Annotated in this window: 22 protein-coding genes; 20 read left to right on the plus strand and 2 right to left on the minus strand. The window is 72.9% G+C overall.

Features of this window, described 5'->3' with window-relative positions; genetic code table 11:
- The first annotated feature begins 16 nt into the window (after window positions 1–16).
- Entirely contained in the window at window positions 17–610 is a 594-nt protein-coding gene (locus HUT12_RS10875; RefSeq protein WP_176093293.1) for a helix-turn-helix domain-containing protein, read from the plus strand.
- Window positions 607–1905: an MFS transporter gene (locus HUT12_RS10880; protein WP_176093294.1), complete on the plus strand. Its 1299-nt coding sequence runs from the start codon at window positions 607–609 to the stop codon at window positions 1903–1905. Before HUT12_RS10875 ends, HUT12_RS10880 begins: the two co-directional genes overlap by 4 nt.
- Here the strand turns inward: HUT12_RS10880 and HUT12_RS10885 are convergent.
- Window positions 1812–2603 (minus strand): GNAT family N-acetyltransferase, encoded by a 792-nt coding sequence (locus HUT12_RS10885; protein ID WP_176093295.1) that lies wholly within the window; start codon window positions 2601–2603, stop codon window positions 1812–1814. The two genes, HUT12_RS10880 and HUT12_RS10885, sit on opposite strands and share 94 nt — an antisense overlap.
- Window positions 2604–2721: 118 nt before the next feature.
- On the opposite strand from HUT12_RS10885, the gene HUT12_RS10890 reads away from it, so the two are divergent.
- Both HUT12_RS10890 and HUT12_RS10895 read left to right on the plus strand, forming a co-directional pair.
- A complete protein-coding gene (locus tag HUT12_RS10890) occupies window positions 2722–2931 on the plus strand; it encodes a hypothetical protein (protein ID WP_176093296.1) in 210 nt (69 codons plus the stop codon).
- A 75-nt stretch (window positions 2932–3006) separates the two neighbouring features.
- Window positions 3007–4545 (plus strand): replication-associated recombination protein A, encoded by a 1539-nt coding sequence (locus HUT12_RS10895; protein ID WP_131057797.1) that lies wholly within the window; start codon window positions 3007–3009, stop codon window positions 4543–4545.
- Between the two features lie 228 nt (window positions 4546–4773).
- Here HUT12_RS10895 and HUT12_RS10900 read toward each other — a convergent pair whose 3' ends face one another.
- A complete protein-coding gene (locus tag HUT12_RS10900) occupies window positions 4774–4971 on the minus strand; it encodes a hypothetical protein (RefSeq protein WP_176093297.1) in 198 nt (65 codons plus the stop codon).
- A gap of 2837 nt (window positions 4972–7808) precedes the next feature.
- Here HUT12_RS10900 and HUT12_RS10905 point away from each other — a divergent pair.
- From HUT12_RS10905 to HUT12_RS10980, 16 genes are all read left to right on the plus strand, one after another.
- Window positions 7809–8465 (plus strand): hypothetical protein, encoded by a 657-nt coding sequence (locus HUT12_RS10905; RefSeq protein WP_131055270.1) that lies wholly within the window; start codon window positions 7809–7811, stop codon window positions 8463–8465.
- A 149-nt stretch (window positions 8466–8614) separates the two neighbouring features.
- Window positions 8615–9076, plus strand: a complete 462-nt coding sequence (locus HUT12_RS10910) for a DUF948 domain-containing protein (RefSeq protein ID WP_131055269.1) — start codon at window positions 8615–8617, stop codon at window positions 9074–9076.
- A gap of 20 nt (window positions 9077–9096) precedes the next feature.
- Window positions 9097–9402, plus strand: a complete 306-nt coding sequence (locus HUT12_RS10915; RefSeq protein ID WP_131055267.1) for a hypothetical protein — start codon at window positions 9097–9099, stop codon at window positions 9400–9402.
- The gene (gene alaS / locus HUT12_RS10920) at window positions 9399–12077 is read left to right on the plus strand and encodes an alanine--tRNA ligase (protein ID WP_176093298.1); all 2679 of its coding nucleotides are present in this window, start codon (window positions 9399–9401) and stop codon (window positions 12075–12077) included. Before HUT12_RS10915 ends, alaS begins: the two co-directional genes overlap by 4 nt.
- A gap of 73 nt (window positions 12078–12150) precedes the next feature.
- Complete coding sequence (ruvX, locus tag HUT12_RS10925) at window positions 12151–12612, plus strand: Holliday junction resolvase RuvX (protein WP_176093299.1); 462 nt, start codon at window positions 12151–12153, stop codon at window positions 12610–12612.
- Window positions 12609–13805 carry an endolytic transglycosylase MltG gene (gene mltG, locus HUT12_RS10930; protein WP_176093300.1) on the plus strand — a complete coding sequence of 399 codons (1197 nt, stop codon included), beginning with the start codon at window positions 12609–12611 and terminating at the stop codon, window positions 13803–13805. The genes ruvX and mltG overlap by 4 nt, the downstream gene beginning before the upstream one ends.
- Window positions 13802–14641: a shikimate dehydrogenase gene (locus tag HUT12_RS10935; RefSeq protein ID WP_303393481.1), complete on the plus strand. Its 840-nt coding sequence runs from the start codon at window positions 13802–13804 to the stop codon at window positions 14639–14641. The genes mltG and HUT12_RS10935 overlap by 4 nt, the downstream gene beginning before the upstream one ends.
- A gap of 163 nt (window positions 14642–14804) precedes the next feature.
- Window positions 14805–14972, plus strand: a complete 168-nt coding sequence (locus HUT12_RS10940; protein ID WP_254877044.1) for a DUF397 domain-containing protein — start codon at window positions 14805–14807, stop codon at window positions 14970–14972.
- 386 nt (window positions 14973–15358) lie between these two features.
- Window positions 15359–17068 (plus strand): glycosyl hydrolase, encoded by a 1710-nt coding sequence (locus HUT12_RS10945; protein WP_131054027.1) that lies wholly within the window; start codon window positions 15359–15361, stop codon window positions 17066–17068.
- A 258-nt stretch (window positions 17069–17326) separates the two neighbouring features.
- Complete coding sequence (locus tag HUT12_RS10950; RefSeq protein WP_176095733.1) at window positions 17327–19234, plus strand: hypothetical protein; 1908 nt, start codon at window positions 17327–17329, stop codon at window positions 19232–19234.
- 93 nt (window positions 19235–19327) lie between these two features.
- Window positions 19328–19870, plus strand: coding sequence for a DapH/DapD/GlmU-related protein (locus HUT12_RS10955; RefSeq protein WP_131054028.1), 543 nt, complete (start codon window positions 19328–19330; stop codon window positions 19868–19870).
- Window positions 19863–21488: a lipopolysaccharide biosynthesis protein gene (locus tag HUT12_RS10960; RefSeq protein ID WP_176093301.1), complete on the plus strand. Its 1626-nt coding sequence runs from the start codon at window positions 19863–19865 to the stop codon at window positions 21486–21488. Before HUT12_RS10955 ends, HUT12_RS10960 begins: the two co-directional genes overlap by 8 nt.
- A 115-nt stretch (window positions 21489–21603) precedes the next feature.
- Window positions 21604–22845, plus strand: a complete 1242-nt coding sequence (locus tag HUT12_RS10965) for an O-antigen ligase (protein WP_236145809.1) — start codon at window positions 21604–21606, stop codon at window positions 22843–22845.
- The gene (locus HUT12_RS10970; protein ID WP_131054030.1) at window positions 22842–24425 is read left to right on the plus strand and encodes a lipopolysaccharide biosynthesis protein; all 1584 of its coding nucleotides are present in this window, start codon (window positions 22842–22844) and stop codon (window positions 24423–24425) included. Before HUT12_RS10965 ends, HUT12_RS10970 begins: the two co-directional genes overlap by 4 nt.
- 7 nt (window positions 24426–24432) lie before the next feature.
- On the plus strand, window positions 24433–25335 hold the full coding sequence (locus HUT12_RS10975; protein WP_131054031.1) for a sulfotransferase domain-containing protein: 903 nt from the start codon (window positions 24433–24435) through the stop codon (window positions 25333–25335).
- The gene (locus HUT12_RS10980; protein WP_176093302.1) at window positions 25332–26594 is read left to right on the plus strand and encodes a hypothetical protein; all 1263 of its coding nucleotides are present in this window, start codon (window positions 25332–25334) and stop codon (window positions 26592–26594) included. The genes HUT12_RS10975 and HUT12_RS10980 overlap by 4 nt, the downstream gene beginning before the upstream one ends.
- Window positions 26595–26749 lie beyond the last annotated feature (155 nt).

The raw sequence follows: 26749 nt of genomic DNA on the forward strand, positions 1-26749 counted from the left end.
CCGCTACGGTGTGGTCATGGGAGACGTGCAGAAGCCGGCACCGCGACGGGTGCGGATCGATCATCGGCAGGTCCGGGCGTTGGCGCACCCGCTGCGTAACCGGCTGCTCGGTGCGCTGCGGGTGAAGGGGGCGGCGACCGCCACCACCCTCGCCGAGCTGCTGGACACCAACACCGGCGCGACCAGTTACCACCTGCGCCAGTTGGCCGAGGTCGGGCTGGTCGTCGAGGAGACCGACCGCGGCGCCGGGCGGCAACGCTGGTGGCGGGCCGCGCACGACGTCACGAGCTTCGAGAGCACCGACTTCGACGACGATCCGGACGCGCGGGCCGCGATCGAGTGGATCCAGGCCGACCAGGTGCGCCTCTTCGTCGAGCACGCCGAGCGATGGTTCGCCGTACGCGACCAGTGGTCGCCGCAGTGGCGCGAAGCCTTCGGCATGAGCGACGTCTTCATGACCATCCCGGCGGCCCGGCTCAAGGAACTCCAGGCGGAGCTGTTGCAGATCCTCCAGCGCTACCACGCCGAGGCGGATCCCGATGCGCCCGGCGCCGAGCAGGTGCAGGTCGTCCTGGCCAGCCACCCGCTGCTGATGGGGGAGAAGCGGTGACGAGCGACCTGTCCGTGCTCCAGATCCGCCGTCGTTTCCTGGTCCTGCACGGGCTCCGGTGGTTACCGGTCGGTCTGATGATCCCGGTGACCATCCTGCTGATGCAGGAGCGGGGCCTGACCCTGACCCAGATCGGCCTGGCCGTCGGCGCGCAGGGGGTGGTGGTGCTCGCCCTGGAGCTGCCGACCGGCGGGTTCGCCGACGCGCTGGGCAGCCGGCCGGTGCTGGTGGTGGCGAACGTGGTCGGCCTGGTGTCGCTGGCCCTGCTGGTGGTCGCCGACTCCTTCGCCCTGCTGGCCGCCGTCTGGGCGTTGCAGGGCGTGTTCCGAGCCCTGGACAGCGGGCCGTTGGAGTCCTGGTACGTCAACAGCACGCTCGCCGCCGACCCGGACGCCGCGTACGAGAAGGGGCTCGGTCAGGGTGGCGCGGTCCTCGGCCTGTCGATGGCGGCCGGTGCGCTGCTCAGCGGCGGGCTGGTGGCGCTGGGGCCGGTGGGTCCGGTCAGCGCGCTCACCACGCCGATCGTGATCGCGGTCCTGTTGCAGGCCGTCGCGCTGGTGGCGTTGCTGGCGCTGCTGGTGGAGCAGCGCCCGGCGGCGGGCGCGGGTGCGCTGCGGTCCTCGGTCCGCGCGGCGCCGCGGATGGTGGGCGAGGCGTTCGGCCTGCTGCGTCGGTCCCGGGTGCTGCTCGCGTTGGTCGCGGTCGAGCTGTTCTGGGGCTTCGGCATGATGACCTTCGAGGGCCTGCTGCCGGTGCGGCTGGCCGAGGTGGTGGGTGACCCGGACCGGGCCGCCGCCCTGCTCGGTCCGGCCAACACCGTGGCCTGGCTGGCGTCGGCCGGCGGTGCGGCGCTCACCCCGCTGCTGATCCGTCGGCTGGGGGCCGCACCCGGTGCCGCCCTGCTGCGGATCGTGCAGGGCGTCACGGTCGTCGGCATGGCCCTGCTGGCCGGTCCGGTCGGCGTGCTGATCGCGTTCATCGCCTGCTACGCCGTGCACGGCGCGTCCAATCCGCTGCACATGGGACTGCTGCACCGGCAGGTGGACGGTCCCTACCGCAACAGCGTGATCTCGGTGAACTCGATGGTGGCCATGCCGGCGGGAGCGTTGGGCGGGGCGGTGCTCGGCTTCGTCGGCGACCGGGCCGGGGTGGGCACGGCGATGCTGGTCGGCGCGGTGGTGCTGGCCGTGGCCGCGCCGCTCTATCTGCCGGCCTGGCGGGCTGCCCGCGCGTCCGCCGGGGCGTCCGCCGGTGCGGGGAGACGGACCGAGGTGAGCGGGAAGGCGCCGGTGTAGCCGAGCCGCCGGTACAACCGGATCGCGCCGGTGTTGTCCGGGTAGACGCCGAGCGCCACCATGTCGTACCGCCGGGACAACGCCCGGGTCATGCCGGCGGTCAGCGCCGCGCCCAGCCCCTGGTTGCGGTGTGTCGGGCAGACGACCAGCCCGGCGAGGAATCCGACCTCGTCCCGGGTCCGGTCGGCCCCGGCGGCGATCAACCGGTCGCCGTCGCGGATGCCGTACCAGTCGACGATCCGGGGATCGCCCGGCCGCGCCGTACTGGTGGGGAACGCCGCGTCGATCAGCGCGGTCAGCGCCGGATGGTCCGCCGCGTCCAGGCGGACCACGTGTTCCTCACCGGGCTGCGGCGGCGGCGCGCCGGTCGTCCAGAGAAAGTCCCAGTCCCGGTACGCCGCCACGACCGCACCGGCGCGGTCGGTGGCCGGATCCCGCCGGGGCAGGTGCACCCACTGGCCCGGGTCGAGCGTCCGCTCCTCGGCCAGCGCGGCGACCAGTGTGACAGCCGCGTCCGGCGGCCCCACGGCGGCGCAGACCGTCGACTGTGGCGACGACAGCAGCCAGCACACCGCCCCCTCGTGTCGCCAGCCGCGCACCGGGGCGTGGCGCGGCACCGTGTGCCGGAAGAAGGGGTGGTGGTCCACGGCGGTCAGGATCGCCTCCCGGCCCACCAGCGCCTCCGCAGGGATGATCACCGCAACAGCCTAGGTGGGGGCGCTGCGGGGCGGCTCGCATCCAGGGTGGAGATTGGCGAGCCGACCGATCGGGTACATCCCGCGCCGAACCTACTGGAACCCCCACCGGAGGAACGACATGCTCGCCATCGCCGCCGCTGCGGTCTTCGGCTTCGCCCTGTTGCTCGACCTGCTCGACACCGACCTCGGCGCACCGGACCTGTTCAACTGGAACACGCTCGTGCTGATCGGCCTGCTGCTGCTGGCCCTCTTCCTGGCCGGCGTCGGCCGGGGCGGCGGTGGCGGTGGCGGCCGCTGGTACCGGGGCCGCCGGCCGGGGCGCGGCTGACCGAGAACGATCACCCCGGGCTCGACCGGCAGCGCGATTCCGGCGTTGTCGGTCGAGCCCGGTACTGTTCTCGTGATGGAGTCCGACGCCCTGTTCACCCTCAGTGAACCCACGGCAGCACCCGGTGCGCCGACGGGTTCCGGCGGCGTCGGCGGCTTCACTCCGGCCGGTCCGGACGCGCCGCTTCCGGTCCGGATGCGCCCGGCCACCCTGGACGAACTCGTCGGTCAGGACCACCTGCTCGCCCCGGGAGCGCCCCTGCGGCAACTCGTCGCCGGCAACGCGCCGATGTCGGTCATCCTCTGGGGCCCGCCGGGCAGCGGCAAGACGACCATCGCCCACCTGGTGGCCGCCGCCACCGACCGGCGGTTCGTGGCCATGTCGGCGCTCTCGGCCGGAGTCAAGGACGTCCGGGCCGTGATCGACACCGCCCGGCGGCAGCGGCGCACCGGTGGCCCGCCGACCGTCCTCTTCATCGACGAGGTGCACCGGTTCAGCAAGACCCAGCAGGACTCCCTGCTCGCCGCCGTCGAGGACCGTACGGTCACGCTGCTCGCCGCCACCACGGAGAACCCGTACTTCTCGGTCATCTCGCCACTGTTGTCGCGGTGCGTGCTGCTCACCCTTCAGCCTCTCGACGACGCGGCGGTCCGCGCGCTGCTGCGCCGGGCCCTGACCGACGAGCGTGGTCTGGGCGGCGCGCTCGTCTGCGAGCCCGAGGCGGAGGACCACCTGGTCCGGTTGGCCGGTGGGGACGTCCGCAAGGCGCTGACCGCGCTGGAGGCGGCAGCCGGGTCGGCGACCGCGCTGGGCGCCGGCCGGATCGACCTGGCCACCGCCGAGCGGGCGGTGGACACCGCAGCCGTGCGGTACGACCGGGCCGGTGACGCCCACTACGACGTGACCAGCGCGTTCATCAAGAGCATGCGCGGGTCGGACGTGGACGCCGCGTTGCACTGGCTGGCCCGGATGCTGGTCGCCGGTGAGGACGCCCGGTTCATCGCCCGACGGCTGGTCATCTTCGCCAGCGAGGACGTCGGCATGGCCGATCCCGGTGCGCTGAGCGTCGCCACCGCGGCCGCGCACGCCGTCGAGTACGTCGGCCTGCCAGAGGTCCAGCTCAACCTCGCCCAGGCGGTGATCCACCTGGCCACCGCCCCCAAGTCGAACTCGGCCACCGCCGCGATCGGCGCGGCGATCGCCGACGTCCGGGCCGGTCGGGGTGGCCCGGTCCCGCGCGGACTGCGTGACGGCCACTACGCCGGCGCCCGAGGGCTCGGCCACGGCATCGGGTACCGCTACCCGCACGACGACCAGCGGGGCGTGCTCACCCAGCAGTACGTGCCGGACGACCTGGTCGGCACCGACTACTACCAGCCGAGCCACCACGGTGCGGAACGATCGGTGGCCACGCGGCTGCCGCTGCTGCGCCGGATCGTCCGCGGGCTGCCCGCGCCCGCCCGCGTACCGGCGGAGAGCACGGGTGACCGGGCGGCGCCGACGGACCGGGCCGAGACGCCGCCGTCCGGAGTCGACGGCGGCCCGTCCACGGGCACGGACGCCCACGCGGCGGATGAGGTCGGCCGCAGCGCCGACGGGAAGGGTCAACAGTGAAATCGTCGGAGCGACCGGAGGACGGCCAGGAGGAGCGGCGTCCCAAGGGCCGCCGCTGGGGCCGGAGCAAACCCGAGGCCGCCCCGGAGGACCCGGGCCCCGGTGAGGACTTCGGCTGGATCGACGACCTGCGCTCGGCGAAGCAGCAGCGCGGCGAACTCGGCCCGGACGGGGTCGCCCCGCCTCCGGACGGCCCCGGCGCCCGCCCCGGCCCGCCGGCACCGCCGGTCACCGACCGTCCCGGCCAGGTACCTCCGGTCCGTCCGGGGCAGCCGCCCGCCGGACGCCCGGCGTCACCGGCCGGGTCCGTTCCGCCGCCGCCTCCCGGATCCGTCCCGCCACCTCCCGGAGCAGTCCCGCCGCCGCCCGGCGGCCGGGCCCCGATGCCGCCCGGACCCGGCGCACCGGATCCGTCCGCCGGTCCACCGGCTGCTCCGCCCCGCCGGCTCCCGACCGAGACACCACGCTCCCGTCCGGTCGACGGGCCGTGGCCTGGCGCACCGGCCCCCCGGCCGCCCGCCGGTCCGCCGCCTCACGCTGGTCCGCCCCCGGCTGGTCCGCCTCACGCCGGTCCGCCTCACGCTGGTCCGTCTCCGGCAGGTCCGCCTCACCCTGCTTCGCCCGCTAGCGGGCCCCGGCCGGCCGCCGCCGCGCCTCCGGCCTCCGGCCCCCGGCCACCCGCCGGACCTGGCGACCGGGCTCCAGGTCGGCCGCCGTTCGCTGCCGGTCCGTCGCCGACGGAACACGGCGACCGGGCCCCGGGTGGACCGCCGTTCGCGGCTGTCCCGCCGCCCGGCGGGCGGCGGGAAGCCGGCCCGACGGGCGAGCCGACCGGTGGCTGGTCGTCCGTCGAGGCGGGCGGTCCGCCCGGTTGGCGTGGGCGTCCCGGACCCGCCGAGCCGCCCTCGGGTGCGCCGGGCGGTCCCACCTCCGCGATGCCGACCGGCCCGGTCCCTGGCACGCCGACCGGCCCGGTCCCGGGTGTGCCGACCGGGCCCGAGTCCGGTGGACCGGCCGGCCCCGCCCCGCATCAGCCCGCTCCACGGCGGAACCCCTCCGGGCGGCCCAGCGGGATTCCGGCCAGCGCGCGCCGGACCGTCCCGCGCGGTCCCGCCCGGGGCACGCCGCCGGATCCGGGCGCTGGTCCGCGTACCGCTGACCGCACCGACCCCGACGTGACCGCCGGCGGCCGGAGCGGAGGCCTCGGTGGCCCCGCCGTCGCTGGTGGGCCCTCCGCCGAGCCGGCGGGAGGCCGCCGGGGTGGACGGCGCCGCGCCGCCGAGCCCGAGGAAGAGCAACCGATCGTCCCGCTGTCCGGCAACGCGCCGGAGATCCCCGGCGTGCCGTCCGGCGACCCGTCGGCGATTCCTGTCGCCCCGCCGGAGACCCGCACCGCTACTCCGGCAGGCACCGACAGTTCGTTCCGGGGCCGCCGCGCCGCGCTGGAGGAACCGGCGACGCCACCGGCCGCGCGCCGGACCGACGAGCAGACCGAGACACCGGTACGGGGCCGCCGCGCGGCCGACGTCCAGGAGACGCCGCCCCAGGGGCGGCGGGCCGCCGACGAATCCGGGCGCGCTCCCGCCCCGGGCGACACCGGCGAACGACCGTTCGCGGCCCGGCCGGGTGACACGGGTGGGCGTCCCTTCGCGTCGCGGTCCGGCGACACCGGTGAGCGGCCCTTCGCCTCGCGGCCCGCTGACACCGGTGAGCGTCCCTTCGTGTCCCGGCCGGCTGACACGGGTGAGCGTCCGTACGTGTCACGGCCCGGTGACACCGGTGAACGGCCGTTCGCGGCCCGGCCCGGTGACGGTCGGGCCGGGCGTCCGGAACGGCCGGCCGACTGGCTGCGGCAGGCCGGGCGGGGACACCACACCGATCCGGCACTGCCGACGGTCAAGAGACGGCCCGGTACCCCGCCCGGCGGTCCGGCCGGGCACTCGGGCGGTACCCCGTCCGGCGGTACGGCGATGCTCGGTGGTCGTCGTGACCCGGACGGCCCCTCGCGCGCGATGCCGGACGACCAGACGGAACCGGGCGGGATCCCGGGCTGGCCCGCCGCAGCCATTCCCGGAGCCGGCAACGCCGCGCCGGTACGCCCCGGTGGTGCGCGCCCCGACGGACCGTCGACCGACGGGCCACCGACCGACCGTGGTCGGCCCGACGGGTCGCCGGCCGAGCACGGCCGCCCCGACGCACCGCGCGCCGGTCGTGGTCGCCCCGACGGCACGTCGGTGGATCGTGGTCGCCCTGACCGAGCGCCGGTGGATCGTGGTCGGCCCGACGGGCCACCGGTCGGGCGGGGCCGGGCCGAACCACCCGGTGGAGCCGGACCGGCCGGGCCCGGGGCAGTCCCCGGCCGACCCGGACCCGAGGCGTCCACGGGCCGCGCCCGACCGATCGGTCACCCGGACGGCGGTCCGGGTGGGCCCCCGCGTGGCACCGCTCCGACGGACGGCATGCCCCCCGGGCCGCCGAGGGGCAGCGCACGCCCCGACGCCGGTCCTGCGGCGCGTGGACCGCTGTCCCCGGACGCCACCGCGGCGCGTGGACCGGTGTCGCCGGACGGCGGGCCGCCGCGTGGTGCCGTACCCCCCGACGCCGGCTCTGCGCCGCGCGGACCGGTGCCTCCGGACGCTGGGCCGCCGCGTGGCGCGACGGGCCCCGAGACGATGGCGGCAGGTCCCGGCGCGGGACCGGGCCGTCCCGGCGGCATGCCACCGGGACCCGCGCGCGGTGCCGCCCGGCCCGCTGGCCCGCCCCACCCGGAGGGGGGACCGCGCCGCCCCGACGGCGGTCCGGCACGCCCTGACGCGGGCCCCCGTCGCCCCGACGGCGGTCCGGCGCGCCCCGAGGGCGGTCCAGGTGGTGGGCCTGACAGTGGTCCGGGACGACCCGAGGGTGGCCACGGGCGTCCGGACGCCGGTCCGGTGTCCGGTGCTGCGCCCGGCCGTCCGTCGCCGCCCGCCGCAGGTCCCGGCGAACCGCCGGCCGCAGTGGCCCGCGCCACCGCGTCGGCCCCCCGCCCCGACGACCGGCCGGCCGGTCGGGCCACGCCGCCACAACGGGACCCGGCCCGCGAGCCGTCCGGTGCCGCACCGGTGCCCCCGCCGCCGCGTTCCGGGGAGGCGCCTGCGGTGGCCCGGGCCGCCGCCGTGGTGCCCTCCGCCGACCCGACCGGGCCCCGGCCCGCACCGGATCCGGCGCTACGGCGACCCACCGACCCGGACGACGGGGACGGCGACCGGCCCGACGAGGAGGCACTGGAGGCCGACCCGGAGACGCGCCGTCAGGCCGGTGCCGGCCAGCGTCGCCGTACGCTGCTGCTGGCCCTGGTCGCCGTGCTCCTGCTCGGTGGTGTACCGGCCTTCTTCGGCGTGCAGGCGATGAACCGGGACCCGGTCTTCGTCTCGCTCGACGAGCTGGAGGTGCCGGAGTGGGCCGCGGCGCAGCCGGAGGACTTCACCAGCGGCAGTCGCTGGTGCCTGCTCGACTGTCGGCTGCGTGAGCGGACCGCCACCTCCGAGCGGTCGCCGGAGGAGACGGCCCAGGTGTACGAGGACGCGCTGAGCCGCGACGGCTGGCAGCCCTGGCAGCCCGCGTACTGCCCGGGGCAGGAGGAGAAGGGCAGCTACACCTGCTGGCGGCGCGACGAGTTGACGCTGGACCTGTGGGTCCGGGAGCCGACCTGCGTACCGCCGCCGGTGGACGGTGAGCCGGCGGTCGTGCCGTCGCCCGACCCGTCGACCGCAGCCGAGGAGTGCTCCGGTTCGTTGGTCTCGGTGAAGGTCCGCAATGCGATCGACGACGAGCGGACCAGGCCACAGCCGGACACCGATCCGTCACTGACCGGTGAGGATCCCTACCCGACGCTGACCGACGATCCGCTGGGCGAGTTGACGCCGTCACCACCGTCCTGAGCCGATTGTCATCACGGACGGTAGGGTCTGCATCTGGCGGCCCGCCCGCTGCCAGCAGGCGCGAGGCGGGCCACCGATGACGGCGTGGGCGAGAAGGTCGTACGTCTCGTGGGCCGTGGTGTCCCGGGACCGTGTTGAGGAGGACAGGCGTGGGCTTTTTGGAGGTCGCGGCGTTGATCGCGGCTATCGCGTTCGCGATGCTGGTGCTGATCCTGACGCTGCCCATCCTGCGGCTGCGGCACACCGTGGACGCGACCACCCAGATGATCAACGACCTCAACGACCGGACCGGGCCGTTGCTCGGTGACGTGAACACCACCGTGCGGAACGTCAACGTCACCCTCGAACAGGTGCAGACGTCGCTCGACGGGGTGAACCTCCAGCTCGCCAAGGTCGACACCATGACCAGTCACGCGCAGAACATCAGCGCCAACGTCGCCAACCTGGTCACCGTCGTCTCGGCCGCCGCCGCCAACCCGCTGGTCAAGGTGGCCGCCTTCGGCTACGGCGTGCGCAAGGCCGCCTCGGCCCGGCGCAGCGCCGAGACCGAGCGCGAGGTCCGCGACACCATCAAGTCCCAGCGGCGCGCCGCCCGGCGCGGCAACCGCTGACCGACGGCGGAGGTACGAGCATGAAGCGGCTGTTCTGGCTGGGCATCGGTCTGGCCGTCGGCGTGGTGGTGGTGCGCCAGGCGACCCGTGCCGCGCACGCCTACACCCCGGCGGGGATCGCCGACAACCTGTCACAATCCGCTGGCGGTCTCGTCGAGGAACTGCGTAGCTTCGTGGCGGACGTACGCGCCGGGATGGCCGAGCGGGAGCACGAGATCCACGAGGCGTTCGCCCAGGGCGAGGCGTTCGACGACCAGTTCGCCGACGTGCGCGACGAGCCGCGCATCGGTGACAGAGACATCTTTCCGGAGGAACCCCAGCGATGAAGACGGCGGAGATCAAGCGGCGGTATCTCGCCCACTTCGAGGCGAACGGCCACGCCGTGGTGCCGTCCGCTCCGCTGCCCGCCATCAACGACCCGAACCTGCTGTTCGTCAACGCCGGCATGGTGCAGTTCGTCCCGTACTTCCTCGGGCAGCAGACGCCGTCGTTCTCCCGGGCGGTGAGCGTGCAGAAGTGCATCCGCACGCCGGACATCGACGAGGTCGGCAAGACCAGCCGGCACGGCACGTTCTTCCAGATGAACGGCAACTTCTCTTTCGGCGACTACTTCAAGGACGGCGCGATCCCGTTCGCCTGGGACCTGGCCACGAAGCCGGTCGAGGCGGGCGGCTTCGGGCTGGACCCGGAGCGGGTCTGGGCGACGGTCTACCTGGACGACGACGAGGCGTACGACATCTGGCGGCGCGTCGGGGTGCCGGTCGAGCGGATCGTGCGCCGGGGCAAGAAGGACAACTTCTGGTCGATGGGCATTCCCGGCCCGGCCGGCCCCTGCTCCGAGCTGTACTACGACCGTGGGCCGGAGTACGGCGCCGAGGGCGGCCCCGAGGTCGACGAGGACCGGTACCTGGAGTTCTGGAACCTCGTCTTCATGCAGTACGAGATCGCGGACGTGCTCGACAAGGAGCAGTTCCGGATCGTCGGTGAGCTGCCGAAGAAGAACATCGACACCGGCATGGGCCTGGAGCGGATGGCCTCCATCCTGCAGGGCGTCGACAACCTGTACGAGATCGACGAGGTCCGGCCGATCCTGGACCGGGCCGCCGAGCTGACCGGCAAGCGGTACGGGACGCACTCCGGGCACGCGGCGAACCAGTCGCACCCCGACGACGTCCGGCTGCGGGTGGTCGCCGACCACGTGCGCACCGCGTTGATGCTGATCGGTGACGGGGTGACCCCGTCCAACGAGGGCCGTGGCTACGTGCTGCGGCGGATCATGCGCCGGGCGATCCGCGCGGTGCGACTGCTGGGCTGGCAGGAGCGGGCGCTGCCCGAGCTGCTGCCGGTGGCCCGGGACTGCATGGCCCCGTCGTACCCGGAGCTGGCCGCCGACTTCGACCGGATCTCCGCGTACGCGTACGCGGAGGAGGACGCGTTCCTGGCGACCCTGCGGGCGGGCACCACGATCCTGGACACCGCGATCAGCGAGACGAAGTCGGCGGGTAGGCCGGCGCTCTCCGGGGACAAGGCGTTCCAGCTGCACGACACGTACGGCTTCCCGATCGACCTCACCCTGGAGATCGCGGCCGAGCAGGGCCTCCACGTCGACCAGGAGGGCTTTCGGCGGCTGATGGCCGACCAGCGGTCCCGCGCCAAGGCCGACGCGCAGGCCCGCAAGACCGGGCACACCGACCTGTCGGCGTACCGGTCGGTGCTCGACGCCGGTGGTCCGGTGACCTTCACCGGTTACACCGAGGTCTCCCGCGAGTCGACGGTGCGGGCGGTGCTCGGCACCGACGGGCCGCGTGCGGCGGCGGTCGAGGGTGACCTGGTCGAGCTGGTCCTGGACACCACGCCGTTCTACGCCGAGGGCGGCGGGCAGCAGCCCGACGTTGGCATGATCACCGTGGGCGGCGGGCAGGTCGAGGTCCTCGACGTGCAGCAGCCGGTGCCGGGGCTGATCGTGCACCGGGCCCGGGTGCTCCGGGGCGAGGTGCGGGCCGGCGAGACCGGGTACGCCGAGATCGACTCCAGCCGTCGACGGGCCATCTCCCGGTCGCACACCGCGACCCACCTGGTGCACCAGACCATGCGCAACTTCCTCGGCGAGTCCGCCACCCAGGCCGGTTCGCTGAACGCCCCGGGTCGGCTGCGGTTCGACTTCAACACCGCGACCGGGGTGGCGCCGAGCGTGCTGCGGGACGTGGAGCAGCAGGTCAACGAGGTGCTCCTGGCGGACCTGGAGGTGCACGCCTTCGTCACCTCGTTGGAGGAGGCGCGCCGGATCGGCGCCATGGCGCTCTTCGGCGAGAAGTACGGCGACCAGGTCCGGGTGGTCGAGGTCGGTGACTACGCCCGCGAGCTGTGCGGTGGCACCCACGTGGCCCGCTCCGGCCAGCTCGGTCTGGTCAAGATCCTCTCGGAGTCGTCCATCGGTTCCGGCGTCCGTCGGGTCGAGGCGCTGGTCGGCATGGACGCGTTCAACTTCCTGGCCCGCGAGCACCTGCTGGTGGCCCGGCTCGCCGAGCTGTACCGGGTCCCCTCCGACCAGGTGGCGGACCGGGTCGAGCAGACCGTCACCCAGTTGCGCGACGCGGAGAAGGAACTGGAGAAGCTGCGCGCCCAGCTCGTACTCGGCGGTGCGGCGGCCTTCGCCGCGCAGGCCCGGGACGTGCGCGGGGTGGCCTACGTCGGCATCGAGGCGCCCGAGGGGGCGGCCGGCAACGACGTCCGCACGTTGGCCCAGGAGATCCGGGGCCGGATCGACGCGGCCCGGCCGGGCGTGGTCGCGGTGGCGGCCCGCGCGAACGGCAAGGCGTCCCTGGTGGTGGCGGTGAACTCGGCCGCCCGCAGCCGTGGTGTCGCCGCGAACGATCTGGTCAAGGCGGCGTTCTCCGGGCGCGGCGGTGGTAGCCCGGACCTGGCCCAGGGGGGCGGCCTGCCCGAGTCGGAGGTCCCGAACCTCCTGCTCGCAGTGGAGAAGACGGTCGCCGAGGCGTGATTCCTCAGTACCTGACGGCAGGGCGGACCGACCCGGTCCGCCCTGCCGCCTATTCCGGGCGAGGTGACGAAGCGTGACCGGGTTGTCCCGCGGTGTGCGGTTGGGCGTGGACGTCGGACAGGTCCGGATCGGGGTCTCCCGGTCGGATCCGCACGGGGTTCTCGCCACCCCTCTGGTCACCCTCTCGCGGGATCAGAACCCCAGGTCAGACGCGGTACCGACGGACCTCGTCCAGGTGGCCGCACTGGTCGCCGAACATGAGGCGGTCGAGGTGGTGGTGGGCCTACCGGTCAACCTGGCGGGTAAACACGGCCCCGCAGCGGAGCACGTGAAGGCGTACTCTCGACAACTGGCCGATGTGATAGCGCCTGTTCCGGTGACGCTGACTGACGAGAGGATGTCCACGGTCGTGGCCAGTCGTAGGCTTGCCGAGCGCGGTGTCCGGGGGAAGAAACAACGGGCGGTGGTCGACCAGGCCGCCGCGGTGGAGATTCTGCAGAGCTGGCTGGACGCGCAGCGGAGGCGGACCGAATGATGGACGATCTGGACCTCGGGTTCGACGAGCAGGACCGGGGGGACAAGGGCAAGCACCGGCGTGGCCGCAAGCGCGGCGGCCGGTCCGGTGGCGGCAAGGGCAAGACAGTGCTCGCCCTGCTGCTGGCGCTGGTGCTGCTCGGCGGCATCGGCGGCGGCGCCTTCTACGGCTTCGACCGGATCCAGAGCTACTTCGTCACACCGGACTTCGACGGCGACGGCACCGAGGACGTGACGATCCAGATCCCGCAGGGCGCGTTCCTCGCCGACATGGCCGTGGTGCTCCGCGACGCCGGCGTGATCAAGAGCACCAAGGCGTTCACCGAGGCGGCGCAGGAGAACTCCCGCAGCCGCAACATCCAGCCCGGCACGTACAAGCTGCGCAAGGAGATGAGCGGCGCGAACGCCCTGGCCGCTATGCTCGACCCGCAGAACCGGATCGTCAACGGGCTCACCATCCCCGAGGGGCGCACCGCAAAGAGCATCTTCAAGCTGCTCAGCGAGCAGACCGACATCCCGGTCAAGGAGTTCGAGGCCGCCGCGAAGGACCCGGAGAAGCTGGGCGTACCGGACTGGTGGTTCAAGCGGGAGGACGGCAAGAAGTCCGCCAAGTCCATCGAGGGCTTCCTCTTCCCGGACACCTACGAGATCCCGCCGAACGCCACCGCCGAGGCGATCCTGGGGCAGATGGTCGACCACTTCCTCTCCGTCACCGGGCAGATGAACTTCGCCGACCGGGTGCAGAAGGAACGCGGCGGGATCAGCCCGTACGAGGCGTTGATCGTGGCGTCGCTGGCCCAGGCCGAGGCCGGCACCAAGAAGGACCTCGGTCGGGTCGCCCGGGTCGCCTACAACCGGGTCTACTCGGGCACGTTCGACTGCAGCTGCCTGGAGATGGACGTCACGGTCAACTACTACTTCGAGTCGATCGGGCAGGAGGGCAAGACCTCCGGCCAGATGACGCGGAGCGACCTCGACAACCCGAAGAACCCGTACAACCGCAAGCTCCCGGGCATGGTCCCGACGCCGATCAACAACCCGGGCAAGGAAGCGCTGGAAGGCGCGATGGACCCGCCCCCCGGCGACTGGCTCTTCTTCGTGGCGATCGACAAGGAAGGCAACTCCGCCTTCACCAAGGACTACAGCCAGCACGAGCGCAACATCGAGAAGGCCAAGGAGAACGGCGTCCTGTGACGGTGGTGGCACGGCGGGCGGCAGTGCTGGGCAAGCCCATCGCCCACTCGCTCTCCCCGGTGATCCACAACGCCGGCTACGCCGCCGCCGGGCTCACCGGCTGGTCGTACACCCGGATCGAGTGCGCGGCGGCGGAGCTGCCGGACCTGGTCGCCGGGCTGGGCCCGGAGTGGGCCGGGCTGTCGGTGACGATGCCCGGCAAGGAGGCGGCACTGACCGTCGCCGCCGAGGTCTCGCCGGTCGCCGCCGCCGTCGGCGCGGCCAACACGCTGGTACGCCGCCCCGACGGCACCTGGTACGCGGACAACACCGATGTCACCGGCATGGTCGACGTGCTGACGTCCGCAGGCGTACGCGCGAGTGCGTCCGTCACGGTGCTGGGTGCCGGTGGCACGGCGCGGGCGGCGCTGGCGGCGGCGGCCCGACTCGGCGCGACCGGCGTGACCGTGGTGGCCCGCCGCCCGGTGGCCGTCGACGAGTTGGCGCCCGTGGCGACCGCGCTGGGCCTGACGCTGACCGCCGCTTCCTGGGCGGACGCGGCGGAGCTGACCGACGTCGACCTGCTGATCTCCACGGTGCCGAAGGGCGCCGCCGACGAGCTGGCCGATGTGGTGCGCTGGCGTCCCGGCACGGTGCTCTTCGACGCCATCTACGACCCGTGGCCGACCCCGCTGGCCGCGTCGGCCGCTGCCGCCGGCTGCCCGGTCGTCTCCGGCCTGGACCTGTTGCTGGCCCAGGCCGTCGGCCAGTTCGAACAGTTCACCGGCGTTCCCGCCCCCCGCGCCGCAATGGCCACCGCACTGACCGCCGCTCGGGTCGCTGCTCAGGTCGACTGACCGCCGTGTGGTCGGCTTGGCCGTCGCGCGCTTACCGCATCTCGGGTCGACTGACCGCTCGATCCAGGATCGAGTGGCCTTCTTCTGCTCGGGAAGCCACTAAATCCTGGATCGAGTGCCTTCGCCGCCTGTGGTCGGGGCGTCCGGGGTGGGGCCGTCCGGGGTGGCGGCGTGGGGCTGCCCAGGCGAGGAACCGGGTGAAGAGGGTGGCCGGGTCGGGGCCGTCGTGCTGGTCCGCGACACCAAGGACCGGGACGGCGGCACCCTGCGGTTCGCGCCGACCGCCTGGCAGTCGTTCGTCGCGCTGGCGAAGCAGGCCGCCCCGAACTGAGCCGCACGTGCGGCACCGAAGGCCCCCGACCACGTCGGGGGCCTCCGTCGTGCCCGTGCCGCTGAGTGCGCCCGTACCGCTGGGTCGCGGCATCGCCCGGCGCGGACTTGCGTATCGGTCGTCACTGGGGTAGATCATCGATCCCGGCCCGGATGCGACGCCGCTCGGCGCTGAGATGTGGTCCCCGCTGCGGCGCTGACCTGCGGATCGGCCGGTGCTGAGTCGCCAGACTGCCGGTACGCTGCCGCAGCTCCGACCGGGCGCGGTGTCGCAGCGTCGGCTTAGGCGAACTTTAAGACGCGCTTAGGTTCCCCGGTCATTCACACGCTCTGTTGTGTACGCCGATACGCTCCACAGCGTTATCGCCGAATTCACAAGGAGTCTGAGTGACCAGGCGCGGACTGCACCGCCTCATCCGGCATCAGGGCCCCCGGCGCAAGGCCGTGGTGCTCGGTGTCCTCGGCACCACGGTCGTACTCGGCATCGGCGCGACCATGGTGCCCCTGATCGCCGACGACGACCTCTCCATACCGGTGGTGTTCGACACCACCGCCACGAGCGTTCCGCAGGACGGCGACAACAGCGTCAAGACGACGTTGGCCACCTGCGCCGCCCCGTGTGACGGCAACCCCCGTGGGGACCGGCAGGCGGTCCTCGCCTTCTCGGTGACCTCACTTCCCGCGAACGCGACGAACATCCGGGCGACGTTGCGGGTGCACTCCTGGCAGGCGTTCGACGCGGCGGTGACCGCGCACGACTCCGGGCTCGACGCCCGGGCCGCCCGGCCGGCTCCCGGTCAGGTCGGTGCCGCCCTGGACGCGGTGTCCGGCGTCGGCAAGGGCTTCAACGAGTGGGACGTCTCCAAACTGGTGACCGGCAACGGCACCTGGACGGTGTCGCTGGCACAGGCCGGGCTGGGCAGCCGGATCTACTGGGCGTCGGGGGAGAACCGCAACCCGGACGTCCGTCCCCGCCTGGTGTTGCGCTACGACGCGGGTACGCGTCCGGCACCCGCCCCGTCCAGCGTCTCGCCGACGCCCTCGGCCGCGTTGCCGACCCGTCCACCCGCCTCGCCGACCGTGTCGCCGAGCGTGAGCCCGAGCCCGGCCCGGCCCAGCCCGACGCCGACCAAGCCACCGGCGGACCCCGGTGCGTGCGGTCAGGTGTCGGCGAAGCTGGTGCCGTCCTGCGGTGCCTGGTGGGGGATGTACTCACCCTCCGGGGCGGGCAGCGGATGGGACCACGGTAAGGCGATCACCGACGTGGAGAAGCAGGTCGGGCGGACGTTCGACATCGTGCACCGCTACCACGACTTCTCCAACAGCGGCAGCAACGGTGCCTTCCCCGACGCGTACCAGCAGCAGCAGATGCGCGAGGGTCGGCTGATGTTCTTCGCCTGGGAGAGCCGGGTCTTCTCGTCCGGCACGGTGCTCACCTGGCGGGACGTCTACAGCGGCCGGTACGACCAGACGATCGACGACGTGGCCGGCCGGATCAAGGCGGCCGGGGTGCCGGTGTTCATGGGCTTCGACCACGAGCCGGAGGACGAGCCGGAGAAGGGCAGCGACGCCGAGTTCGTCCGTGCCTGGCGGTACGTGCACGACCGGTTCGCCGCGGCGCAGGTCCGTAACGCGGTGTGGGTCTGGACGATGATGGGCTGGTCCGGCCACTACAACCGGTACGCCGGCCTGTACCCGGGTGACGCCTACGTCGACTGGGTGGCCTGGGATCCGTACAACTTCCACGTCTGCAACGGCAGTACGACCTGGAAGAGCCCGAGCACCACGATCGGTTCGTTCTACCGCTGGTTGGACGACACCGGGATCGGCAAGGGCAAGCCCCGGATGCTGGCCGAGTTCGGCACGAACTTCGACAGCGCCGACCCGAACGCCAAGCGGCGGTGGTTCGAGGAATTCCCGGCGGCGCTGAAGGCGCATCCGAAAATCAAGGCGGCGATCTACTTCAACTCTCCGGGGATGACGAAGACGACGAACGTCTGCAACATGACAATGAACCAGGACCCCAGCGCGGTGGCCGGATTCGCCGCCGCCGGACGCGACAGTTACCTTCGGCAACCCACCGGAGGCAGCCGCTGACCTGAGGTAACCCGCGGGCGGTCCGGTGCCGAAGAGGTGCTGTCCGACATGCGACCGCCCGCGGTGTTGTCTGCAACTGGATGAACTGACCGCCCAATCGGCGGATGTCGCCTCCGGGGCGAACGGGAGAAGCTACGCAACGCACATTCCCGTCCACCCTGGAGGCGCAGCGTGCCCATAATCTCCTTCCCGTGGCGGAACACCCGCCGAAAGCGCGTACGGGCAGGGGCTGTCGCATTAGCAACCGTCGCGGCCGTCCTGGCCGTGCCCAGCGCGACATCCGCCGCCGTGGTGCCGGTTCCCGAACCGGCGACTCTGGTGTCCGCGAACCCCGCCGACGAGACCCCGCACGCGCGGGACGGTGAGGCCCGTGCCTTCGCACAGGTCGGCAACACGGTGTTCGTGGGAGGAAGCTTCACCCAGATCCGGCAGACCGTCAGTACGCCGTGGATCACCCAGCGTTATCTCTTCGCCTACGACCGGACCACCGGGACGATCTCCACCGCCTTCCTGCCGGTGCTCGACGGGGCGGTCAACTCGCTCATCGCCGGTCCCGGCGGGACGCTGATCGTCGGCGGCGTCTTCAAGAACGTCAACGGGGTGGCCCGCCGCAACCTGGTGGCGCTCGACCCCTCCACCGGCATGATCATCGACAGCTGGGTGGGCCGGTCCGACGGTGGCACCGTGCGCGACCTGGTGCTGCACGGCAACTGGCTCTACGTGGCCGGCGCGTTCAACTGGCTCAACGGCACGGCGCACGCCGGGCTCGGGCGGCTGAACGCGACCACCGGTGCGATCGACCCGACCTTCAACATCAACACCTCGGTCGGTCGACACGACACGAGCATGTACGCGTGGGCCATCGACGTGTCGCCGGACGGCAACACGCTCGTGGTCGGCGGCAACTTCATGTTCGTCAACGACCTGCCGCGCAACCAGATCGCGCTGATCGACCTGACCGGTACGCCGAGCGTGATCGACTGGAGCAGCGAACGGTTCGTGGCGCCGTGCGCGGCACCCACCACCTTCGTGCACTACGTCCAGGATGTGCGTTTCGGTGGTGACGGCAGCTGGTTCGTCGTCGGCACCAACGGCGGCGCGGGCTGGCCGTCGGCGTACTGCGACGTGCTGGTGCGCTTCGAGACCGCCGCCCGGGGCAGCGGTCAGAACGCCACCTGGGCCAACTTCACGGGCAACGACACCATCACCTCGGTCGAGGTGGCCGACAACATCATCTACCTCGGCGGGCACTTCCGCTGGTTGAACAACCCGAACGCCAGCGACAAGGCGGGCAACGGCGCGATCGACCGGCTCGGCATCGGCGCGGTCAACTCGGCCACCGGCATGCCGGTGAACTGGAACCCGCGTCGCAGCGGCGGCTCGGCCCTGCCCTCGGGCGCCAGCTCGTGGGGCTCGACCGTGCCGGTCCTCTGGCGGGGTCCGGACGGCCTGTACTTCGGGCACAACTCCGACGGCATGGGCAACGAGTACCACGGCCGGCTGGGCATGTTCCCGGTCAGCGGTGGACGCACCATCACTCCGCGCAACCCTCCGACGGCCGCCAGCGGTCACCTCTACCTGAACGTCGGTAGCGGTTCGGTGGCGAAGGTGCCGTTCGACGGCAGCACCCTCGGCACCGCCACCACGGTGAGCCAGGCCAACTACACCGGTGCCGGGGCGACCTGGCGGGTGGACGACCGGATCTACTGGTCGCGGCTGGTCTCCGGTTCGCCGACCGGCAGTCGGATCGACATCTCGATGTTCAACGGCACCACCATCGGTGTGCCGTGGGAGGCGTCCGGCTACAACGACTGGTTCAACCCGGCGCAGCTGAACGGGGCGTTCTTCCTCGACGGGCGGCTCTACTACACCCGGACCGGGACGAACAACCTGTATTACCGGTTCTTCGAGATCGACGGCAACTACCTGGGTGCCACCGAGTTCACGGTGCCGACCACGGGCATCACCTGGTCGTCCGTACGCGGCATGGCCTGGGTGAACGGGAAGATCGTCTACGGGGCGACCGACGGGTCGCTGCGCAGCGTGCCCTTCGACCCGACCCTGGCCCCCGCTGCGGCGGCCACCGGTGCCGAGGCTACGGTGATCGCCACCGCTACCACGGAGCTCACCTGGTCGACGTCGTCGATGTTCTTCTCCGTGCAGTAGCGTTCACTGTTCGTAATGTAACCTCGGTAAATTGTTCATGTTGGGCCGGCGGCGGATCCACCGTCGCCGGCCCACGGAACGTGGGGAGGACCGTTGACCGGCATCCGGCGTGGATTCGTGGTGCGCATGGTCTTCGCGATCAAGCGTCGCTGGTACGCCCTGCGCTATCCGCGCCTGACCCTCGGGCGGGACGTCGAGATCCGGGGACGGATTCGGCTGCGGCGCGGGGTCCGCGTGACCATCGGTGACCGGACCAGGGTGAACAAGCTGGTCCGTTTCGCCGGTCCGGGCGAGGTGCGCGTCGGGGCCGACTGCCTGCTCAACGCGACATGGGTGGGCACGTGGACGTCGGTGACGATCGGGAATCGGTGCCTGTTGTCCGACTGCGAGTTGCTGGACAATGACTTCCACAACCTGCCACCGGCTCAGCGGCACGATCCGCCCACCCCGGCCACGCGTGCGCCCATCACGGTCGAGGACAACGTCTGGATCGGCGCGCACGCGCTGGTCATGAAGGGTGTACGGATCGGCCGGGACAGCGTGGTGGGGGCTGCGACCGTGGTGCGGACGGACGTGCCGCCCGGAGTCGTGGTCATCGGCAACCCACAACAAACGGTGAAGAAGTTCAATGACTGATGCCGCTCCGAGCCCCTGGGCCAACGACGGTGCGAACGCCGAGTCGTCGCCCCGCTCCGTCACCATCAGCGACGTGCTGCGCGTGCCGCTGCACCGGATCCGGCAGGTCGGCGCGGTCGCCGCGCTCGGGCTGCTGGCCGCCGCGGGCTACGCGTTCCTGGCCCCGTCGGCGGTGAGCGCAAACGCGGTGGTGGCGGTCCGTCCGGTGGTCACCGACGCGTTCACGCCCAGCGGCGCCAACGCCGACCGCGCGGTGAACATGAACGTGGAGAGCCGCATCGCCACCGGCACCGAGGTGGTCGGGAAGCTGGCCGACGAGTTCGGCTCGGACCAGCGTTCGGTCCGCGACGCCCTCGAGGTCGAGGTGCCCACCGGTGGGCAGATCCTGCGCTTCGTCTACCAGGCCCGCAGCGCCGACGACGCGGTGCTCGGTGCCAACCTCGCCGCGGAGAGCTACCTGAACGTCCGGCGGGCCATGTACGAGCGGCAGCGCGAGGAGATGCTCCGCTCGTACGACGAGAGCATCGAGAAGGTCGCCACCCAGCAGGCGGCGGCGCAGCGACGGGTGAACAACTCCCGGGACACCGCCGCCAGCAACGTGGCCGTCGCCGAGCTGAGCGCGATCAACAACCAGCTCACCCAGCTCAACTCCGCCCGCACCGAGATCGCCGCCGTCGACGTGAACCCGGGGTGGGTCACCCAGTCCGCCGAGCGGGCGCTGACCTCGGCGGCCGGCAACGCACCCATGCTGATGGCCGCCGGGCTGCTCGGTGGTGCCCTGATCGGTCTGGTGCTCGCGTTCGCCTGGGAGTCCTTCGACCGGCGGGTGCGGACCGTCGTCGACGCCAAGGACAACACCGGTCTGCCGCTGCTGGGCACCATCCGGTACACCGGCCTGCGCGGGCGGGCCGTCGACGCGGACGTGCGCTACGTCGCGATGGCCATCGCCGAGCGGGTACGCCATCCGGCCCGGGTCGCCGTGGTCACCGCCCGGGAGGACGCCAGCGCGATCACCGCCGGGCTGGCCGTGGCGCTGGCGGTGGCCGGTCGCGAGGTGTTCGTCGCCGACGACAGCGGCCGGATCGACCGGCTGCGCGCCGCCGTGCAGGCCGACCGGGACCGGCTGCCGCCCAGCATCGACCCGAGCCGGCCCACCGTGCCCAAGCCGCGCACCGCACCGGCCCGGCCGGTCAGCATGGAGGGGCCGGACGACTCGCCCACCGAGATCATCCGCCGTCCCTCGCCGCACCCGCCGGGTGCGCGTCCCTCGACCGACCCGGAGGCGACGATCACGATTCCCCGGGTCACCTCCGCCAAGGCCAGCGTCACCCCGGTCGTCAACGGTCAGGTGAGCACCGGTGACCAGGTGACCGTGGGCGCCGGCAGTGTCCGGTTCGGCACCTGGCGTCAGGGTGCGGACCAGCGTCTGGTGCTCTACAACGCCCCGCCGGCCGAGGCCGACGAGCGGGGTGTGGCCGTGGCCCGGCAGGGCACCGCGGTGGTGGTGGTCGAGCGGGACCGGACCAGGCAGACCGATTTGCGTCGGCTCGCCGAGCGACTGCGGGCGGCCGGGGTGAATCCGCTCGGCTTCGTGCTCTCGCGCAGCGGCCGAGGCTGAGGCGGTGCCGGTGATCCAGGCACCGCCGGCCACCGAGCCGGCGCCGCCGGCAGCCGCCGACACCCCGTCGGTCCTCGCCCCGCCACCACGGCTGCCGCTGTGGCCGCTGATCGCCATGTTCGGGCTGGTGCCGATCTGGTGGCTAGCCGGATTCTTCTATCTCGGCTGGCCGCTGCTGGGCGCGTTGCTGTTCGTGCTGCTGGTCACCCGAGGGCGGGTGCCGTTGCCGCCGGCCACCGGGATCTGGCTGCTGTTCCTGGCCATCGTGCTGGTCAGCGTCACCCAGTTGCAGTCGCCGGTGTCGTTGCTGACCTTCGCCCTGCGGCTGGGCTTCTACCTCACCGCGGTGGTGGTCGGCGTCTACGTCTACGCGGTCGCCCGGGAACGCCCCGACCAGACCGCCGTCCTGGTGCCGCTCTGCGCGTTCTGGTTCGGGCTGGTCGTGCTGGGCTGGCTGGGTGTGATGGTGCCGAGGTTCGAGATGACCACGCCGGTCGAGGTGCTGCTGCCGGGCGGGGTGTCCGGCACCCCGTTCATCAACGACATGGTGCACCTGGCCACCGCCGAGTACAGCGCCCGGTCGTTGAACCCGATCTTCCGGCCGGCGGCACCCTTCGCGTACACCAACAACTACGGCAGCGCGTACGCGATCACGCTGCCCTGCGTGGTCGCCTTCACGATGCTGCGCCGACGGGGGCTGCTGCGCTGGGCGCTGCTCGCCTCGCTGCCGCTGTCGCTGGTGCCGGCCTTCCTCACGCTCAACCGCGCGATGTTCCTCAGCCTCGGCGCCGGCCTGGCCGTGCTCGGCCTGCGCGCCGCGTTGCGCGGCAACGTCCGGGTGGCGGCCTCGATCGTCGGCGTGGTGCTGGTCGGTGGCCTGGTCACGCTCTTCATCCCGGTGACCGAGTTGATCGGGAACCGGGTCGAGTCCAGCGACACCAACACCGACCGGTTCTCGCTCTACTCGGAGGTGTTGCGCCGGGTGGGCGACTCACCGTGGCTGGGCTACGGCGCCCCGGTGAACGTCGACACCGTCTCCGCCGACGCGCCGATCGGCACCCAGGGCCAGCTCTGGATGGTGCTGTTCAGTCACGGCGTACCCGCGCTGCTCTGCTTCCTCGCCTGGTTCGTCGTCGCCGCGTTCGTCTGTGCCCGCGCCACCTCGGCAGCCGGGCAGTGGCTCTCCATCGTCCCGGTGGTCTGCCTGGTGCAGGTGCCGTTCTACGGGATGGCCAACCAGAACCTCGCCGTCGCCTTCTTCGCGGTCGGCTTCGCGATGGCGCTCACCGAACGGGAGGTGCACCGCGCGGACAGGCGGTCCCGACCACGACCACGACCGGCGGTGCGACCGACATGACCGTCACCACCAGTTCCCCGGCCGGGGACCGGCCCGCCGGAACGGATCCGGGCCGGGACGACGGCGCGACCGAGACCCGGCGCAGCGTCCGCAGCGGTGTCGCCGGGCTGGTCGGCGCCGCCACCAGTGGCCTGTTCGGCTTCGTGCTGGCGGTCGTCATCACCCGGGGGTACGGCACGACCGGGTCCGGCGCGTTCTTCGCCGCGATCGGCGTGGTGACCGTCGCCGCCGCGGTCTGCACCCTGGGCGCGGAGACCGGGCTGATGTGGGCACTGCCCCGGCGCCGGGCCGGGGCGAGTGGCGACGCCGCCCGGGTGCTGCCGGTGGCCCTGGTGCCGCCGCTGCTGTTCGCGGTGCTGATCGCGATCGGTGGTGCGTTGCTCGCCGGTCCGCTGGCCGGGCGGCTGCTCGGGCCGGAGGGGGAGTCGCTGCTGGTGGTCACGTTCGTCGCGGTGCCGGTGGTGGTCGCGATGAACCTGCTGCTGGCCGTGGTGCGGTGCGTGCGCCCGATCCGCTCGTACGTGGCGGTGCAGTTCCTGCTGCTGCCGGTGGCCCGACCGGCGCTGGTCGGCATGGCGTTGCTGGTCGGCGGCGGGCTGGTCGCCGGCATGACGGGCTGGCTGGTGCCGGCCGCCGTCGGGTTGCTGGTCTGTCTGATGATGGTCGCCCGGCCGCTGGGCGTGGGTCGCGGCGTCCGGCTGCGTCCGGAGCCCACGGACTGGTCCACGTTCTGGCGGTTCGCGCTGCCTCGGGCCGCCTCCGCCGCGATCGACGCCGGCAGCATGTGGGTCGGCGTCCTGCTCACCTCGGCCCTGGCCACCCAGGCCGACGCCGGTGTCTTCGGCGCGGTCGGCCGGTACGTCCTCGCCGGGCAGTTGGCGATGCAGGGCCTGCGGGTGGCGGTCTCGCCGCAGTTGTCGCGGTTGCTCGGGAGGGGCGAGCGGGTCGCCGCGGCGGCCGTGCACCGGCAGTTGACCACCTGGGGGCTGGTGCTGTCCTGGCCGGTCTACCTGCTGCTCGCCGTGTTCGGACCGGCCTTCCTGGCGCTGTTCGGTCCCGAGTTCACCGCCGGTGCCGCCGCGTTGACCGTGCTCGCCCTGGCGATGCTGATCAACACCGGCGTCGGCAACGTGCAGAGCCTGCTGCTGATGGGTGGGCGCAGCGGCCTGCACCTGGCCGGCGCGCTGGCCGGACTGGTGGTCACCGTCGGTCTCGGCCTGGTGCTGATCCCCGCGTACGGCGCCACCGGCGCGGCCCTGGCCTGGGCGGCCGGCATCGCGACCGAGAACCTCACGGCGGTCACCTGCGCCCGGCTGGTGGTACGCCAGCCGTTGGTCGACGCGGGGATGCTGCGGGCGGCGGCGGCCACCGTCGGCGGCGTCGGGCTGGCCTCGGTCGCCGGCCTGGTGGTGGGCGGTCGGGGCATTCCCGGCCTCCTGGTGGCGGTGGCCGTGTTGGCCGCCGGCTGCGTCGGCTTGTTGACGTTACCCCGGGTGCGACGCGGCATCCGGGCGACCATGGTGCAGATTCGGGGCGGGTCGCCGCAGGGCACCCCGCCCCCGCCGTCGAAGGGCAGGTGAGGTCGTCGTGTCGTCCATCCGGGACCGGGTGAAGCAACTGGTGCCGACCCAGGTGACGAATCGGGTGCGGGAGAGCCTCGTCGACTACGGTGTCCGCACCAGCGACCGGCGTCCGCTGCCGGACTTCCTCATCATCGGGACCAAGCGGGGCGGGACCACCTCGCTGTGGAACTACCTCATCCAGCATCCGCTGGTGCCCCGGCTCTTCCCGGCCTGGAACACGAAGTCCTCGCACTACTTCGAGGAGCACTGGGGTCGCGGCGAGGCGTGGTACCGCTCGCACTTCCCGACCCTGCGCCAGCGGGAGGCGCTGGAGAGCCGCCACGGCGGCCCGGTCCGCGTCGGCGAGGCGGCACCGCTGTACATGTTCCATCCGCTGGCCGCCGAGCGGGTCGCCGCGCTGATGCCGACGGTGAAGCTGATCGTGCTGCTGCGGGACCCGGTCGAGCGGGCGTACTCGCACTGGAAGGAGCGGCGGACCAACGGCGTGGAGCCGCTGGACTTCGCCGCCGCGTTGGCCGCCGAGCCGGAGCGTACGGCGGGGGAGCGGGAGCGGTTGATCGCCGAGCCGGAGTACTTCAGCGAGCCGTACGACTGGCACACCTACCGGGCCCGGGGCCGCTACCTGGAGCACCTGGAGCCGTGGCTGGACCGGTTCGACCGTTCGCAGCTGCTCTTCCTGCCCAGCGAGGACCTGTACGGCGACGCACGGGCCACCTACCGCCGGACCCTGGACTTCCTCGGCCTGCCCGCTTTCGACCTGCCGGACTTCAAGGTCTACAACGACCGGCGGTCGGCACCGCTGGAGGCGGACCTGCGTGCCGAGCTGACCGAGTACTACCGCCCGCACAACGAGGCGCTGCGGCAGCGGCTGGGGCTGTCGCTCGACTGGCCGGACCGGGTCGCGTGACCACGGCGGCCACCGCGACGGCCGACCCCCGCTCGCGGGACGACGGCCTGGGCTGGGTCACCCGGGCGGTCTTCGGCGACGAGCGGATCGCCCTCTCGGTGGACGCCGGGCCGCCCGCCGGGCACACCGTGGTGGCCCGGTACGCGGTCGTCCCGTCGATCGCCCGGGCCCGGTTCCTGCTGCCGCTGGGTGCGCCCCGGGTGACCGCGGCGGCGCTGCTGGCGTACAACGCGTTGCGGCCGGCGAAGGTGCGGGCGGTGCGGGCCGCGCTCGGTGCGGCGGCCCGGGTCGGCATCGTCGACCGGGCCTCGTTCCCGGTGCTCACCGTCGCGGTGCCGACCGGGCTGGACCCGGCCGAGGCGCTGCTGGCCGCCCGGGTCGCCGCCGCGCTCGGCGACGAGCCGCTGTACGCGGCGTGCGGGGTCCGCCCACCGGATCCGAACCACAAGCCGACCCTGCAACTGTTCGACCGCACCGGTGCGCCCCGTGGCTACGCGAAGATCGGCTGGAACGACGCCACCCGCGCCCTGGTCACCACCGAGGCGGCGGCGTTGCGGGAGGTGGCCGCCTCGGCCGGGGTGGGCGGGCATCCGGGCACCCCCCGGCTGCTCACCGAGCTGAGCTTCGCCGGGCAGGTGGTGGCGGTGGTCGAGCCGCTGCCGGCGCGGATCCGGGGCGTACCGGTCGACGGGCCGCCGGAGGTCGCGGCGCTGCTCGCGGTGGCCCGCCGGGGTGGGCCGGCGACCGCCTCCCGGCCGCTGGCCGGTTCGGCGTTCCTGGCCCGGCTGGCCGAGCAGGCACAGCGGTCCGCCGCGGCCGAGGGGGTCGGTGACCGTGCGGTGACCGCCGTCGCCGCACTGGCCCACCGGTACGGCGACGTGGACGTGGAATTCGGCCACTGGCACGGCGACTGGGTGCCGTGGAACCTCGGTCGGCACGACGGTGACCTCGTCGCCTGGGACTGGGAGCACAGCGGGCCGGAGGTGCCGGTCGGATTCGACCTGGCCCACGACGCGTTCCAGCGGTCGGTGGTGCTGCGCGGCGAACCGGCCGCCCACGCCGCCGGGCAGGTCGACGCCGGGCTGGCCCGGCACGGTGCCGCCCTCGGGTTGGATCCGGCCCGGCAGCGGCTGGTCGCCGACGCCTACCTGGTGGAGATGTGGTTGCGTACCTGGCGGCTCGCGGACGCCGGGGCGGGGTGGAATCCGGCACTGCATCCCGCGTTGCTGGACGTCATCGAGAAACGACATAGCGGCTGATCCATCCGCAGCACCACACTGTCGATGTCGGACAGTGACGAGAAAGTTCCAGGTGGTGACGATGGTCGGCGGCCGGTCGGCCACTCGGCCCACCGCAACCGCCACGTACGGAGATCACGTCACACCCGGTCACACCTTTCACCGCCGGGCGACGT

Source organism: Verrucosispora sp. NA02020 (assembly GCF_013364215.1).
Lineage (GTDB): Bacteria > Actinomycetota > Actinomycetes > Mycobacteriales > Micromonosporaceae > Micromonospora.

Bases quoted from the DNA above. Each gene is read 5' to 3' on its own strand.
- HUT12_RS10875 (WP_176093293.1), top strand. From the start codon at position 17: ATGGGAGACGTGCAGAAGCCGGCACCGCGACGGGTGCGGATCGATCAT.
- HUT12_RS10890 (WP_176093296.1), top strand. From the start codon at position 2,722: ATGCTCGCCATCGCCGCCGCTGCGGTCTTCGGCTTCGCCCTGTTGCTC.
- HUT12_RS10895 (WP_131057797.1), top strand. From the start codon at position 3,007: ATGGAGTCCGACGCCCTGTTCACCCTCAGTGAACCCACGGCAGCACCC.
- HUT12_RS10915 (WP_131055267.1), top strand. From the start codon at position 9,097: ATGAAGCGGCTGTTCTGGCTGGGCATCGGTCTGGCCGTCGGCGTGGTG.
- alaS (WP_176093298.1), top strand. From the start codon at position 9,399: ATGAAGACGGCGGAGATCAAGCGGCGGTATCTCGCCCACTTCGAGGCG.
- mltG (WP_176093300.1), top strand. From the start codon at position 12,609: ATGATGGACGATCTGGACCTCGGGTTCGACGAGCAGGACCGGGGGGAC.
- HUT12_RS10960 (WP_176093301.1), top strand. From the start codon at position 19,863: ATGACTGATGCCGCTCCGAGCCCCTGGGCCAACGACGGTGCGAACGCC.
- HUT12_RS10965 (WP_236145809.1), top strand. From the start codon at position 21,604: ATGTTCGGGCTGGTGCCGATCTGGTGGCTAGCCGGATTCTTCTATCTC.
- HUT12_RS10970 (WP_131054030.1), top strand. From the start codon at position 22,842: ATGACCGTCACCACCAGTTCCCCGGCCGGGGACCGGCCCGCCGGAACG.